The sequence below is a fragment of the Thioflexithrix psekupsensis genome (assembly GCF_002149925.1).
GTDB lineage: Bacteria > Pseudomonadota > Gammaproteobacteria > Beggiatoales > Beggiatoaceae > Thioflexithrix > Thioflexithrix psekupsensis.
In genome coordinates this window covers 1-15,181 of sequence record NZ_MSLT01000023.1, presented here as the reverse complement: position 1 = coordinate 15,181, position 15,181 = coordinate 1, and the positions used below count along the sequence as shown (strand labels likewise).

General features: G+C 44.5%; 10 protein-coding genes, 2 tRNA genes and 3 rRNA genes. 3 read left to right on the top strand and 12 right to left on the bottom strand.

Translation table 11 applies throughout. From position 1 onward, the window contains the following. Positions 1–21: 21 nt before the first annotated feature. On the bottom strand, positions 22–1,383 hold the full coding sequence (locus TPSD3_RS12725) for a DegQ family serine endoprotease (protein ID WP_086488904.1): 1,362 nt from the start codon (positions 1,381–1,383) through the stop codon (positions 22–24). Positions 1,384–1,507: 124 nt separating this feature from the next. On the opposite strand from TPSD3_RS12725, the gene TPSD3_RS12720 reads away from it, so the two are divergent. Continuing rightward, entirely contained in the window at positions 1,508–2,932 is a 1,425-nt protein-coding gene (locus tag TPSD3_RS12720) for a sensor histidine kinase (RefSeq protein WP_176329868.1), read from the top strand. An 18-nt stretch (positions 2,933–2,950) separates the two neighbouring features. Here the strand turns inward: TPSD3_RS12720 and TPSD3_RS12715 are convergent, their stop codons facing one another. The 5 genes from TPSD3_RS12715 to TPSD3_RS12695 form a co-directional block, all read right to left on the bottom strand. Next, on the bottom strand, positions 2,951–4,153 hold the full coding sequence (locus tag TPSD3_RS12715) for a type II secretion system F family protein (RefSeq protein ID WP_086488902.1): 1,203 nt from the start codon (positions 4,151–4,153) through the stop codon (positions 2,951–2,953). Next, a complete protein-coding gene (locus tag TPSD3_RS12710) occupies positions 4,143–5,075 on the bottom strand; it encodes an MBL fold metallo-hydrolase (RefSeq protein WP_086488901.1) in 933 nt (310 codons plus the stop codon). Before TPSD3_RS12710 ends, TPSD3_RS12715 begins: the two co-directional genes overlap by 11 nt. Next, on the bottom strand, positions 5,072–5,485 hold the full coding sequence (locus TPSD3_RS12705) for a response regulator (protein ID WP_086488900.1): 414 nt from the start codon (positions 5,483–5,485) through the stop codon (positions 5,072–5,074). The genes TPSD3_RS12710 and TPSD3_RS12705 overlap by 4 nt, the downstream gene beginning before the upstream one ends. Positions 5,486–5,560: 75 nt before the next feature. Beyond that, a complete protein-coding gene (locus TPSD3_RS12700; protein WP_086488899.1) occupies positions 5,561–6,763 on the bottom strand; it encodes a hypothetical protein in 1,203 nt (400 codons plus the stop codon). Further along, the gene (locus TPSD3_RS12695) at positions 6,760–7,515 is read right to left on the bottom strand and encodes a type III pantothenate kinase (RefSeq protein WP_140048559.1); all 756 of its coding nucleotides are present in this window, start codon (positions 7,513–7,515) and stop codon (positions 6,760–6,762) included. The genes TPSD3_RS12700 and TPSD3_RS12695 overlap by 4 nt, the downstream gene beginning before the upstream one ends. A 306-nt stretch (positions 7,516–7,821) precedes the next feature. Here TPSD3_RS12695 and TPSD3_RS12690 point away from each other — a divergent pair, with 306 nt between their 5' ends. Beyond that, on the top strand, positions 7,822–8,223 hold the full coding sequence (locus TPSD3_RS12690) for a helix-turn-helix domain-containing protein (RefSeq protein WP_086488897.1): 402 nt from the start codon (positions 7,822–7,824) through the stop codon (positions 8,221–8,223). 222 nt (positions 8,224–8,445) lie between these two features. On the opposite strand, the gene TPSD3_RS12685 is transcribed toward TPSD3_RS12690, so the two are convergent. Continuing rightward, positions 8,446–9,612 carry a hypothetical protein gene (locus tag TPSD3_RS12685; RefSeq protein WP_086488896.1) on the bottom strand — a complete coding sequence of 389 codons (1,167 nt, stop codon included), beginning with the start codon at positions 9,610–9,612 and terminating at the stop codon, positions 8,446–8,448. Positions 9,613–9,890: 278 nt separating this feature from the next. On the opposite strand from TPSD3_RS12685, the gene TPSD3_RS12680 reads away from it, so the two are divergent. Beyond that, on the top strand, positions 9,891–10,781 hold the full coding sequence (locus TPSD3_RS12680; RefSeq protein WP_086488895.1) for a M23 family metallopeptidase: 891 nt from the start codon (positions 9,891–9,893) through the stop codon (positions 10,779–10,781). 472 nt (positions 10,782–11,253) lie between these two features. On the opposite strand, the gene rrf is transcribed toward TPSD3_RS12680, so the two are convergent. The 5 genes from rrf to TPSD3_RS12655 form a co-directional block, all read right to left on the bottom strand. Continuing rightward, a 5S ribosomal RNA gene (rrf, locus tag TPSD3_RS12675) occupies positions 11,254–11,369 on the bottom strand. A 127-nt stretch (positions 11,370–11,496) separates the two neighbouring features. Beyond that, positions 11,497–14,381, bottom strand: a 23S ribosomal RNA gene (locus TPSD3_RS12670). 144 nt (positions 14,382–14,525) lie between these two features. After that, a tRNA-Ala gene (locus tag TPSD3_RS12665) sits at positions 14,526–14,601 on the bottom strand. 7 nt (positions 14,602–14,608) lie between these two features. Then, positions 14,609–14,685: transfer RNA gene (locus tag TPSD3_RS12660), tRNA-Ile, on the bottom strand. Between the two features lie 66 nt (positions 14,686–14,751). Then, positions 14,752–15,181, bottom strand: a 16S ribosomal RNA gene (locus TPSD3_RS12655); the annotation flags it as partial.

The window sequence follows — 15,181 nt, the reverse complement described above, 5'->3', positions numbered from 1 at the left end:
GAAAATAAAATGCCCGTTTTTTTAGCGGAATGCTAAAGTAACAATGACATCATTTCGATTCACTTGCACAGAAAACGCACCCCATTGCGAATTAAGCCAACGCCCTAATTCATCAGTATTGCGAACGGCTCGACGATTTAACCCCATAATAATATCGCCTTTGCGAAAACCAGCGCGTTCTGCGGTGCTATTATGGACTAATTCAACAATCATTACACCTTCTTTCTCATCGCTTAATGTTGCGCCCTCTAACAGCGAATGAATGTCTTTACCTGAGACATAAGGTTGTCCACTGACCACGACATCTATTGTCTGTTGTTTTCCATCTCGAATAATGGTTAATGTAGCCTTTTCTCCAATGCGTAATAATCCAATTTGATTGCGTAAATCAGAGGCATTATGAATTGGGCGTTGATTGATGGATATGACGACATCGCCAATTTGTAAACCTGCGTTGGCTGCGGCGGAATTGGCTTGAATTTCAATGATAACTGCGCCTTGTTTTTGTTGCAAACCAAAGGCTTGGGCTAAATTGGGATCAATATCTTGAATCACCACCCCTAATTGTCCGCGTTGCACTTCGCCAAATTCTCGCAATTGGCGCACCACTTGTTGCACCATATGAGCAGGAATCGCAAAACCAATTCCTACATTTCCACCGCTTGGTGCTAAAATAGCAGTATTAATACCAATTAATTCTCCGCGTAAATTGACTAATGCTCCGCCCGAATTGCCAGGGTTAATAGAAGCATCGGTTTGAATAAAATCTTCATAACCATGAATGCTTAATCCCGTGCGTCCCAATGCGCTAATAATACCCGAAGTTACCGTTTGTCCCAAGCCAAAAGGATTGCCAATGGCCACCACAAAATCACCCACACGCAATTTATCCGAATCAGCCAAAGGAATTGATACTAAATCTTCCGCAGGAACTTGAATTAAAGCCACATCAGTATCTGGATCAGAACCAATTAATTTTGCTTTTAATTGCCGTCCATCGCGCAAGGTGACAATGATTTCATCGGCTTTATTAATCACATGATGATTTGTGATAACATAGCCCTCTTTTGCGTCAATAATGACTCCAGACCCCAGACTTTGCTCTTCACGGGCGCGAGGGCGCGAGGGTAAATTAAAAAAATAGCGAAAAAACGGATCGTTAAGTAACGGATTTTCTTGCAACCGAACCTGAGTGCGCGTGGCAATATTCACCACCGCAGGCGTAATTCGCTCCAGCATCGGCGCAAGGCTAGGCAACGGCTGCTCATCTACACTCACAGGCAATTGCGCCATGCTATTGTTTTTAAACGCAAACGCCAGCAATAATCCAAAACTTAATGCCAGTATTAATGAAAAACGCATCAGTTGCTCACGAATCAGCATAGTGATACCCTCTTTTTGTTTTACAAAAAAAATAAACCGTGTCAATAAAGCAGGCGTTATGGGGATTTTAAGCCTCAATTTCTAGTCGAGTTTCATCTGTTCACGCATGGGAGCTTACGTTATCATGAAAAAATTTATTCGCAGTTTTAATACATTACGGGTACGAATTATTATTGGGATAGGATGGGTTTTTTTACCATTAATTTATGCGTTATCTATTGCATCTGATCAAATTAAAGAATTGGTTTATTTTTCCCAAAAAGCAGTTCAAAATTATAGTGAAATTACCTTGTCAATCGCTGCTATTCACGCAGAAACAAATGAGTTAAATCGTAAAGCACAACAATCTATTGTTGTGCCAGAAATTTATTTAGAAATTTATCGATTGCGCAGTAAAATTGTGAGAAATATCGCTCATGAATTATTACAGACGACCAAACAATATAATGAATTTGAAGGGTTAATTTTGCAGTATTTGGAAGAAGAAGAAAATATTTATCAATATCTCACTGATAAAACAGTAAAACACGACAGAGAAAAATTAGCAGAAAAAATGGAAGTGTTAGAAGCCATTACGTCAAAAATGCTGATTAGTGATGCCATGATGAATAAAACGAATCAAGAAATTGCACATAAAGGTACTCATATTATTTATTCTCTAACTTATAAAGTGCTTTTATTATTCTTTTTTACGGTGCTGGTCAGTTCTTGGTTAATTTATATCATTAATCAAGCATTTAAAAAAATGGAACAGGCAATTAATAATTTAGGCGCAGGCCAATTAGATAATCCTATCCAAATTAAAGGCAGCAGCGACGTGGCGCGATTAGGGCAGCAATTGGAGTGGTTAAGACAGCGGTTAAATGATTTAGAAGCCAGTAAAATTCGCTTTATTCAGCATGTGTCTCATGATTTAAAAACACCATTAACAGCCGTTAAAGAAAGTATTAACTTAATACGTGCTTCTGGTTTTCAATTATTGAATCCAGATCAGCAGGAATTGGTTGAAATTGCAGAGCGTAATAGTTTGAAACTGCAAAAACTGATTGAAGATTTATTAAATTTTCAAAATGCTTATACGCAAGCGATTCGTTTGGAATTAACGTTGCAGCGTATTGATTTTTTAATTGAGCAGGTGTGTGGACAACATTGTTTAACTTTACGATCACGGCAATTAGATTTAAAATTAGATTTAATGGCGATCACCTTATCGGTTGATAAAGAAAAGTTTTATACGATTATCGATAATTTGTTATCGAATGCTTTAAAATATGCCCCGTCGCACAGCGTGATCAGTATGCGTTCTTGGCAGGATGATAAACAATTTTTTCTTACGATTCATGATGATGGCGTGGGCATTCCTAAAGCCCATCGATCACATATTTTTGATCCGTTTTATCAGGTCAATTTGCCCGCACAAGGTGCGATTAAAGGCAGTGGTTTAGGATTGGCGATTGTGCAGTATTATGTTCATGCCCATCAAGGCACGATTGAAATTTTAGATACGGAACATGGCACGACGTTTCAAATTAGTTTGCCATTGAGTTAATGCGATTCTTTTATCATCTTAAAACGCAATGTCATTCACGCTAGTAATCGCCAAAATAACTCCCGTAATAATTACCCCAATTACACCACCAATCAGTAAAATTGCAATCGGTTCAATTAATAATAAAAAACGTTTCATTCGCACGCGGCCGCTTTCTTCTAATAAACGCGCCAATGAACGCAACATACGCGGCAATTCGCCAGCTTTTTCTCCGGCGCGAATTAAATTATGACCGGTTGGCGTGAGCGCGTCATTATCCTGCAAGGCTTGGGACAAACTGGTTCCCGCGCGCACTGCCCGCGTCACCTGTTGCAAGCGCGCCAATAAACTGGGTAATTTTACCCCGTGCGATGCCAATTCTAAAGCCCGCAATAAAGACACTTTATTTTCCAATAAAGTCCCCATCATCGCCGCCCAACGTGCCGTTTCCGATTCCAACAACCAACTGCCTAATACGGGTAAATTGGCTAACCCATTGTGTAAACGCACCCTTACCTGCGCTTGATTGAGCAAATACGCGCCCACAATCGCCACCACCACCAAGCCTATCATGAGACTGTCAGCGTGGTGATTTAAAAACATCCCCGTCCCCAAAACCCATTGTGCCAGCAGTGGAATCTCATCACCGCGATTTTGTAGAATATTGGCAAAACGAGGCACCACTAAGGTGAAAATTAGAATCACCGCCGTTATTCCAGAAAGAATCAAAATCACAGGATAAATCATGGCATTACGCAATTCATTTCGCACTTTTTCCTCATATTCCATTTGCGCCACACCATCGCGTAAGGCATTGGCAACCTTACCGGTTAATTCTCCCGCTTCGATCAACTGGTGCATGTACCACGGTAGATTCAGCGGGCTTTCCTTGAGAATCACGGAAAAAGCCGCGCCTTGACGCAATCGCTGCGCCATCTGAGCAAAGGCTTGGGTCAAAAAAGGATGGTGAGAAGAATGTGCCAGTGATTCAATGGCTTCGATCAAAGACACATCGGATTCTAGCAACGTGGTTAATTCATGTAAAACAACAAGAATATCACGCGAAGGCGGGCGTTGTTGGGCGCGACGTTGATCGAGCGTGTCGGCCGTCAGCGGCGCGATAGTCACCACGGTTAAACCGCGTTTTTGCAATTGCCGCATCGCAGCGCGTTCACTGTCAGCGGTTAAAATACCGGTAATGGTTTGACTTTGTTCGTCGGTGGCTTGGTACTTATAGCGCATCTAAATCTAAGGTTAGCCCTTCGCGTGCAATGTGGCATTGCATAGACGATTGGCGATCATGCAAAATTTTTATAGAATCTCGATGTAATAATTCAATTTTAGAATCATTATAATTCGGATCGACATGGAATAAATATAATTGCTTAATATTGGCATCGGCCGCAAAATTGACCGTTTCAATATAACAAGAATGACCCCAACCGCGTTTTTTATTATAATCTTCGGGCGTATATTGCGCATCGTGAATAAAAACATGCGCATCTTGAATCACTTCCAACGCCTTAATACGCTCTTCTTCCTGCATGGCGTTGATCAATTGCAATTCATAATTATCTAATTCAGCGCGTCGATTTTCGATATTTTTATCAATAAATGACAACTCGTTGTCCGACGCATAAATAATGGTCTTTCCGCGCACTTGAATGCGATAACCAAAAGTGCTGCCCGGATGATGCACGTTAAAACTTTCAATCGTAAATGGGCCATAACGCAATTGATTATTTTCCATTTCTAAATAGCGAATATCCGCCATCCAGGTTTCTACTTCTACGGGAAAATAAGGGTCTAACATTTGCCCAGAAATGCGTTTTTCAATTTCCTCCGCACTGTTACCAGGGCCGAACAAATTAACGCGCCACCCCGGCACAAAAGCAGGGACAAAAAAAGGTAAACCCGAAATATGATCCCAATGATAATGCGTGAGAACCACTAATACTTCACGGATTTGACTTTGTCCCATGAGCTGATTCCCCAAAGGAATAATGCCCGATCCCGCATCACAAATCAGCACGTGTCCATCCGCACACAACTCCACACAAGAGGTATTGCCACCCACCCGCAAATGACTGCCAAACGGCGCAGGATAAGAACCGCGCACGCCCCAAAAGCGAAGATAATTTAAATCAGAAGTGCTTTGACTCATTGTGGTTTACTGGGTTCATCAATGGAAGGAATATCCGTGTAATGACAGACTAAATCTCGTATCTCTTTAAAACGCAGCGGCTTAATGACAAAATCTAAAGCCCCTAATTGTCTGGCAATATAGCGATCTTGCGCGTAATCTTTTGAAGTCACCATGATCACGGGCGTTTCTTTTTGATGCGGCAACGTGCGCAAGTGACGCAGGAAAGTCAAGCCATCCATTCCCGGCATAATAATGTCGAGAAAAATTAGCGCAGGCGTATGTTCTTGTAAAAAAGGCAATGCCTCGGCGGGCGATTTAAAGCCAATAAAACGCACGGGCAAAGGCTCTACACTGAACTGGTAGAGGGAAATTGACGTGGCACTGTCGTCCACGACGATGATCGTTGGCAGGTTATCCGTTTCGCTCATGAACTAGGCTCGTTATCGTGCGGGGAAGTGACTGGGCATTGTAGGCAATTTCTATGCGTAAGGCAATTGCTTGAATTAAGGACATGAGGTGGTTTGTACCTCTGGGTTATTCATGGTGCGATCAAATTGCGTGATCAGATTTTGCTGGCTGCGCGGCAATTTGACATCAAGCCAGTAACGTGTTTCTGAGCGGTGACTGGCTTGCGTTTTTACGTTATTAAAACCTTTACGGTTTAATTCAGCCAAGCGGTTTTGTACATTCACGAGATCACGAAAAACACCTAAAGAAATCGAGTGATCCTTGTTAATGTAATAATCTTGAATGCCTTGTTGTTCTAAACGTTGTTGGGCTTGAACCGCCTCTTGACGATGGGCAAAGGGAGGTAAATAAACCCGTGTTTTTTCCAAAATAGGCGTGTCACGCCGATTCACCTTAGCACTGCCGGTTTGACGCTGATTAAACCATTGTGCGGCGGTATTGACTGAGGCAGATTGTACGTAAGGGCCAATTTTATAACAAATTGATCCGCCAGTGGAACTGGGGGGATTGGTGGTTTTTGCGGGCGTTGGTGCTGGGTTTGGGGGGGATTCTGCTTTTTTGGGTGCGGTTGTGGCGACAGGTGTTGGCGTGACAGCGGTGGTTTCTGGTAATTCAGGCTCAGGTGCGGCAGCCGATTCAGGCAACGCCAAAGCTTGCCCGGCGTTATCCGCGCTGGCGACTCGTAAAGGAACTGAATCCGATTCCACATCCACATTTGTGGCAGTATCTTCTGCTGCCACTTCATCTTCAGAATGCACAGTCACCTTTTCTGCTTCCGCAGAAACTACAGGCTCTACGGGCGTAAAATCTTCCTCACTGGCAATTAAATCATCGGTGGTTACAGTAGACACTTCAGCATCATTTTGCGTTTCTTCTGTAGGAATAATAATGGCTTGAGTTTCTGTGGCGCGTTCGGCGATGCGATCAAAAATTTTCCCCAACCCCAGATCAAGCCCAGAACTTTCTGTTTCTGCGACAGCAACCGCAGTGGGTGCAGGCGGATGCGCTTCACGTAAACGACGCGGCGCAGTCTCAATGGCAGCCAGTTCTTCTGGAGTCGGTTTATATTCTGATAATAACAGTAACGGCAGTAAACGTGGGTCTGCGGGTTCAGCCGTAACAATTTGTTGTTTTTCGATAAAATCTTCGGGTTGAATCGGAATCCACGGTAAATGGTGTTGTTGCCACGCGAAAAAAATAATATTCGCCAATAACAGTAACAACGCTAAAATTTTCATTGCAATTCACTCGCTTTTAACAGCCCTTGTAACACCAAATCAGGCCAATAATGACAATGGGTCGGCAGGGCAGAGCGTAGCAAAGTCGCCGCGCCACCGGTAAGGATTAATTGTAGCGGATCGGCAGAATAAGCGGCAGTCACATGTTCAATCAGACCGATCACGGCATAATAGATGCCCAATTGTATCGCGTGTTGGCTGTGATTTGCCAGCAAAGGACTGTCGGGCGATAAAGGGGGCGGATCGCGGTGATATTGCCCTAAAGCATGGGTATCTTGTGCCAAAATCTGGTGCATTTTGCCGATGCCCGGTAGAATTAAACCGCCTTGATGTTGTCCATCCGAAGTCAACACATCCAAAGTAATCGCCGTACCACAATCCACCACACAACAACTGCGCCCTTCCAACACAAACCACGCCCCAATTAACGCCAACCAACGATCTACGCCTAGACGCTCTGGCTGTGGATACGCGCTACGAATTTGTCCGAATTGTGCCGTACTGCGAATTAAGACGGGTTCACACTGCCATTGTTGTTGGCAAAAATCACGAATTTGCTGCACATAAAGCGGATGGGCGACACTGCTAATAAATACGCCTTGTTCGGGTATTGGCAGCGCGTGCCAGTGTTCGGCCAGACTCGGCATCACATCGCGTCCGTGATGAGTGATACGTTGTTGTGGACTTAATTGTCCCTGCTGTGCGCTCGCCCATTTTAGACAAGTATTGCCAATGTCAATAAGAAGTTTCATGTCACCGTTAATTTGTTCTAATTGAATCAATTAACGCGATTATCAGGCAGTTATTGTGGAAAAATCAAGTGGGAGGTGGAATTTTGGGGCGGGGAGCGATGGGGGAATATTTAATATTACTCATTGGTTAGCACTACAGATATATCCTGTTATTTTTTGGCGATTAGCAACGAACGAGAAAAAACTTGATTTTATCTCATTATGAGATATAGTTGTAATTCAACAGACAGAGCAATAAACGCAATCACATCAAACTTTACCTTGATGTGATTGTTTTAAAAACAAAGAAATAAGGCGGTTATCACAATGAATCACGCATTAATTTTAACCATTGAACAATGGGAAAATCTGAATCCTGTATTTTCACCACCACACACAGAAGACGAATATCAACAGAAAATAGTGTGGCTAGAAGAGCTATTGATGATCGTAGGCGATGATGAACAACATCCATTATCTAAATTGGTGGATACATTGGCTACGTTAATTGAGTCTTATGAAAATAAACATCATCCCGTTCCCGATGCAACGCCAGCAGAACTATTAAATTTTCTAATGTCGGCACACGATATAAAACAAAGCGATTTACCAGAAATTGGCAGTCAAGGTGTCGTGTCTGAAATTTTAAACGGAAAACGTCAACTAAATCTGAGACAAATCAAAGCATTAAGTGAACGATTTGGCCTGCCAGTAGATGCGTTTATTTGAGTTTTGAATGCGGTTTTTTTTAAGGTCAATACAAATCACCAATAAACTGAAACCTGCCACCATTCCGTCCAACCTCTCTCCCATCAAGTTTTTGTGGCATGACGCTATTGCTTGCTCCCTACACAACTTGGTTAGGACTACTAAAAATTTTTATGAATGGCTTAAATTTTGGTATAGGTTATTTTGCACCAAGCCATTCTGCTCGTTTAATTTCAGTTTCCCCTAGTGCTGTACTTTGGGCATGGTTTGCCTCAATCGTTTGTATCTTGTGATGGTTTCATCACTTTTGCGCAGTGTGTATAGGGTGGCAGTACGTAACTCATTTGTATCTACCAAGTCATCATGAATCCATAAGTGAGTTTCATCAAATAAACCAAAGTCCAATGGTTTTTTGATATTTGCACGGGTTTTTTGCCATTTCTCAGGGAGCAGATATTTAACCTCGATTCCTGCACGTTGTTGACGGTACATTTCTCGGAGTAAATCATCTGATAGCGGAAGCACATTGGTTACAAATACCCGCTGTATCTGAATATCCGGGTTGGCTTTCAACAGCTTTACCTGTTCGTCGAAATATTTTTCGTATCTCTCCTTTTCTCGTATCGTGCGATTATCCCAAACCACCAGCCCACGCAGGCTGCTTTTAACTCCGCGTGCCAGTAAGATGGGATAATTCAACAATTTTTCTGGGTCTTGGATAAGCAATTTGCCATCTAAGGCACTTTTTAGCTCGGGAGAGGTAAAAAAATCGTAGAAGTAATCTACCAAAGCATCTTCTTTGGAAGAGTCCATTATCCAGCGTCGAACTTCTTCTATTTTTTCTATAAAATCGCCCAATGGATGCCGCTCATGGGTAAGTTTCTCTAATATCTGCACATTTTCGTCTTGCTTGCGTTGCCACTGATAACCAGACATGACAAACATTGTGGTTGTAGTGTCACAATAAGGCCCAATTTTACGCAGAAACTCACCAATTTCATGCTGTGTCGGTGCCTGTAATTTCAGTAACCCCCCTTTACTGCCATAAACTGTGGCTGCCTCTTTGACAATTTTTTCTGTATCTAAATCATAGGCATATTTGAGTAAGTCTATTGAACGCCCCGCCTCCCGTCCTCGATAAGAAATCAGCACATAAGCAGTTTCTAAAACGGGGCTTTCCAGCGGTTGACACAGCGTATCTACAGTGATTCCCAATGTTTGGGCAATGAGTTCGTACTTATCACTGGGGATGGGTCTTGGATCAGTTTTGCTGATCCACTGAGACAACGAAGTTTGGTATATTTTGAGTATCTCAGCAAATTTTCTCTGGGTATTGGTTTTTGATTTTTCTTTCCATTTATCCAGATATTTCAATAGGTTATCAGAAACAATATGGTCTAACGCATTCATGTGGAGTACCTTTTTGTAAAGTGTTTACTAGAAAGTTAGTAATCAGAGTATAAAGAAATTGTGGTTCTTTGTAAATAAATTAGTGTTTCATTTGAAATATATTTAATATTCAAACGGTTAAATTTCATTTTTTTGTAAGATATTTATTGTGTCAAGAACAGGAAAATCCATTCTTTTCTTGTGGGAGATAATCTATTATTTACACCAGATTAGCTTGTTATAGGGTTAATTTGAAGTTTGTTACAGTGTGTTTTGGTTTATTATTGAGGGTAACGGTTATGAATATCCGAATGGGATTGAGAAAGGCGGCGCAGCTTGCGGTGGTGGGGGTAATGATGAGTTGGTATACAGTACAAGCTCAATCTATATCTGGATATTATGCTCCTTATGCAGGAGGGACAGAGCAAAGAGTTTCTCAAGACGGTAATGGAACAGCCTCCCATTATGGGGCTGGATGGGCATACGCCATAGATTTTGCCGGTGTATTTGATGTCCATGCTCCGAAAGAAGGAGTTGTTGAAATGGTAGGGCAAGATAGCACTAAACCAAAGTTCTGTCTGGATAATCCCAGATATTGGAATGGTCCAGCAACATACATACGCATTAAACATCCTGACGGTCTATACAGCTACTATTTTCACCTAAGCAAGACTGATGTAACTGTAAATCAGAGAGTTGAGCGTGGGCAAAAAATAGGAGTTTCCGGAAATACTGGTTGCTCTACGGCCGCGCATCTGCATTTCCAGTTGTCCAAGCAACCGAACATGAAACGAGACTCCTCTGTAGATGTGGTTTTTGATGACATAGGGAAGCCCAAATCTGGGAAATCATATTTGTCCAAAAATTACCGAAACTCACAGTTGAGTAGAGTTGTTGTTAATTGTCCCCTCTCAGTCAACGAGAACAGCAGCAACGGTGGAGTTTGTAAAGCTACAGCATACTACACAGATAACAGCAGCAAAACAGTCACGCCATCTTCATGGAGTGATAATAGCACCGCGTTATCTGTCAGCACTAACGGTACTCTTTCTACCACAAATGTGAATGCTGATACGAATGCGACGATCACTGGAAGCTATAGCGAGAATGGTAAGACAATGCAGGGTTCTGCAACGGTCAAGATTCTGAATGCGCTTGCAGCACCGATTGTTTCCATCCGTATGAAGTAAAACGGCAGTGGCAACTTGGCCTGCTGTATCAGGAGCAACGACTTACCGTGTTGTTGTTAGCCAATACTCAGACTTTAGAGATTTCAAAGACAACGCAGGTAATAGTACCTGTGGTGCAACTTGCTATACGACAACTACTTCTACCAGAAGCTATAGTCATACAGGAAATCTTGCTAATTGGACTTACTACGTAAGAGTGCGGGCGGGAAGTGATAAAGCACCAGCAAGCCCGTGGAGTAGCGTGGTGACTTTCAAAACACCTAGATAGAAAACTATCTCTCACATATAGCTACCGCAACGTAAAAAGAATATTCAAACCTGTGAAGTTTCCTACAAATTTGACAGGTTCAGATTATCTTTTTATAGTGCCTCAACTATAGTTTTTACAGCCTTAAATGATACAAAACAATAAAAGAAAATAATAGACAAAGAAAAAGCCCTAGCTAATTAGCTAGGGCTTATATATTTAAATTCTTGGCGGTAACCTACTTTCGCATGAGGAGGCCTCACACTATCATCGGCGCGTTGTGGTTTCACTTCCGAGTTCGGGATGGGGTCGGGTGGTTCACACAGGCTATGACTGCCAAGAAAACTGGTTTTTACACGACTTGCTTTTTTATTTTTATTTTCGTTTTCGTTGAGCAACGGCAAATCGGTTTATCAAATCAATCCTACTACTTAGGCGAAACTCACCCTACAAACCCTTGGGTGTTATATGGTCAAGCCGCACGGTTGATTAGTACAGGTTAGCTTCATACATTACTGCATGTCCACACCCTGCCTATCTACGTCGTCGTCTTCAACGAACCTTTAGAGACTTTCGTCTGGGAAATCTCATCTTGAGGGAGGCTTCCCGCTTAGATGCTTTCAGCGGTTATCCCGTCCGTACATAGCTACCCAGCAGTGCCATTGGCATGACAACTGGTACACCAGCGGTACGTTCACTCCGGTCCTCTCGTACTAGGAGCAACTCCTCTCAAATTTCCTACGCCCACGACAGATAGGGACCGAACTGTCTCACGACGTTCTAAACCCAGCTCGCGTACCACTTTAAATGGCGAACAGCCATACCCTTGGGACCGACTACAGCCCCAGGATGTGATGAGCCGACATCGAGGTGCCAAACTCCCCCGTCGATGTGAACTCTTGGGAGGAATCAGCCTGTTATCCCCAGAGTACCTTTTATCCGTTGAGCGATGGCCCTTCCATGAAGTACCACCGGATCACTAAGACCTACTTTCGTACCTGCTCGACTTGTCAGTCTCGCAGTCAAGCACCCTTATGCCTTTGCACTCAATGCGCGATTTCCGACCGCGCTGAGGGTACCTTCGCACTCCTCCGTTACTCTTTGGGAGGAGACCGCCCCAGTCAAACTACCCACCATACACGGTCCTTATACTGGGTAACAGTATCAAGTTAGAACCCCGAACAGACCAGGGTGGTATTTCAAGGTTGGCTCCGCACGCACTGGCGTGAGTGTTTCACAGCCTCCCACCTATCCTACACAAGTCGGTTCAAAGTCCAGTGTAAAGCTATAGTAAAGGTTCATGGGGTCTTTCCGTCTAGTCGCGGGTATACGGCATCTTCACCGCAAATTCAATTTCGCTGAGTCTCGGGTGGAGACAGTGTGGCCATCGTTACGCCATTCGTGCAGGTCGGAACTTACCCGACAAGGAATTTCGCTACCTTAGGACCGTTATAGTTACGGCCGCCGTTTACTGGGGCTTCGATCAAGAGCTTCGCTTTCGCTAACCCCATCAATTAACCTTCCAGCACCGGGCAGGCGTCACACCCTATACGTCCACTTTCGTGTTAGCAGAGTGCTGTGTTTTTAATAAACAGTCGCAGCCACCTGGTCACTGCGACCTTCTTAGACTTCCCCTGTGCAGGGTTCATCCAGAAGGTACACCTTCTCCCGAAGTTACGGTGCTATTTTGCCTAGTTCCTTCACCCGAGTTCTCTCAAACACCTTGGGATTCTCACCCTGTCCACCTGTGTCGGTTTGGGGTACGGTTCTACTACACCTGAAGCTTAGAGGCTTTTCTTGGAAGCAGGGCATCAGTCACTTCGTCTCTGAAACGAGACTCGTCGTCAGTTCTCGGCATTAAATCAGCGGATTTGCCTACTGATTCTGCCTACCACCTTAAACACGCACAACCAATCGCGTGCTGACTTAGCCTTCTTCGTCCCCTCATCGCAGTGCAGTAAAGTACGGGAATATTAACCCGTTTTCCATCGGCTACGCATATCTGCCTCGCCTTAGGGACCGACTCACCCTGCGTCGATTAACGTGGCGCAGGAAACCTTGGACTTTCGGCGTGCGGGTTTTTCACCCGCATGATCGCTACTTATGTCAGCATTCGCACTTCTGATACCTCCAGTCTGCCTCACAGCAGACCTTCACAGGCTTACAGAACGCTCCCCTACCATGCCTTACGGCATCCGCAGCTTCGGTAGAACGCTTGAGCCCCGTTATATCTTTCGCGCAGACCGACTCGACCAGTGAGCTATTACGCTTTCTTTAAAGGGTGGCTGCTTCTAAGCCAACCTCCTGGCTGTCTGTGACTTTCCACATCGTTTCCCACTGAGCGTTCATTTGGGGACCTTAGCTGGCGGTCTGGGTTGTTTCCCTTTTCACGACGGACGTTAGCACCCGCCGTGTGTCTCCTGCGATGGTACTTCTCGGTATTCGAAGTTTGCATGGGGTTGGTAAAGCGAGATGCCCCCCTAGCCCAAACAGTGCTCTACCCCCGAGAGTAAAACGCAAGGCGCTACCTAAATAGCTTTCGAGGAGAACCAGCTATCTCCGAGCTTGATTAGCCTTTCACTCCTAGCCACAAGTCATCCCCGTCTTTTTCAACAGACGTGGGTTCGGACCTCCAGTTGGTGTTACCCGACTTTCATCCTGCTCATGGCTAGATCGCCCGGTTTCGGGTCTACTGACAGCGACTTAACGCCCTATTCAGACTCGCTTTCGCTAGGCCTACCTGATGGTTAAGCTTGCCACTGCCAGTAAGTCGCTGACCCATTATACAAAAGGTACGCAGTCACATTTCTTCAAATGCTCCCACTGCTTGTACGCACACGGTTTCAGGGTCTATTTCACTCCCCTCGCTGGGGTTCTTTTCACCTTTCCCTCACGGTACTGGTTCACTATCGGTCGATAACGAGTATTTAGCCTTGGAGGATGGGCCCCCCATGTTCAGACAGGATTTCTCGTGTCCCGCCTTACTCTATGTATGCTTAGTTCTATCGTTTTATGTTTGCCTACGGGGCTATCACCCTGTGTCGCTGGACTTTCCAGACCATTCTGCTCATAATACGACTATATCATACGGGCTGTTCCGCTTTCGCTCGCCACTACTGACGGAATCTCGGTTGATTTCTTTTCCTCTAGGTACTTAGATGTTTCAGTTCCCTAGGTTTGCTTTCTTACCCTATAGATTCAGATAAGAATACTCCAAAGGAGTGGGTTTCCCCATTCGGACATCTGCGGGTCAATGTTTATTTGCCAACTCGCCGCAGCTTTTCGCAGGCTATCACGTCCTTCATCGCCTGTTATCGCCAAGGCATCCACCGTGTGCGCTTTTCTACTTGACCATATAACCCCAAGGGTTTGTTGGTTTGAGTTTCGCTTTCTTTGAGGATTGATTTGATTGTTAAAGAGCGTTATCAGCTTTGGAATTTGTGTAAATCCCAAAGGTGATAATTGATACACAACACGTTGGTTTTATACGGCTTGACTGGTGGAGCCAGGCGGGATCGAACCGCCGACCTCCTGCGTGCAAGGCAGGCGCTCTCCCAGCTGAGCTATGGCCCCATTCTCTTGGTGGGTCTGGGTGGAGTTGAACCACCGACCTCACCCTTATCAGGGGTGCGCTCTAACCAACTGAGCTACAGACCCGTGTTGTGTCTGCATTCCGATTCAAGTCATGTGTGTGGAAGTTTAGTCTGACCGACTTTTCTCTTTAAAGGAGGTGATCCAGCCGCAGGTTCCCCTACGGCTACCTTGTTACGACTTCACCCAGTCATGAATCACAAAGTGGTCAACGCCCTCCTTGCGGTTAAGCTATTGACTTCTTTTGCAACCCACTCCCATGGTGTGACGGGCGGTGTGTACAAGGCCCGGGAACGTATTCACCGCAACATGCTGATTTGCGATTACTAGCGATTCCGACTTCATGCAGTCGAGTTGCAGACTGCAATCCGGACTACGACAAGTTTTCTGAGATTTGCTCCACCTCGCGGTCTTGCTGCCCTTTGTACTTGCCATTGTAGCACGTGTGTAGCCCTAGCCATAAGGGCCATGATGACTTGACGTCATCCCCACCTTCCTCCGGTTTGTCACCGGCAGTCTCCCTAGAGTTCCCGACTTGACTCGCTGGCAACTAAGGATAGGG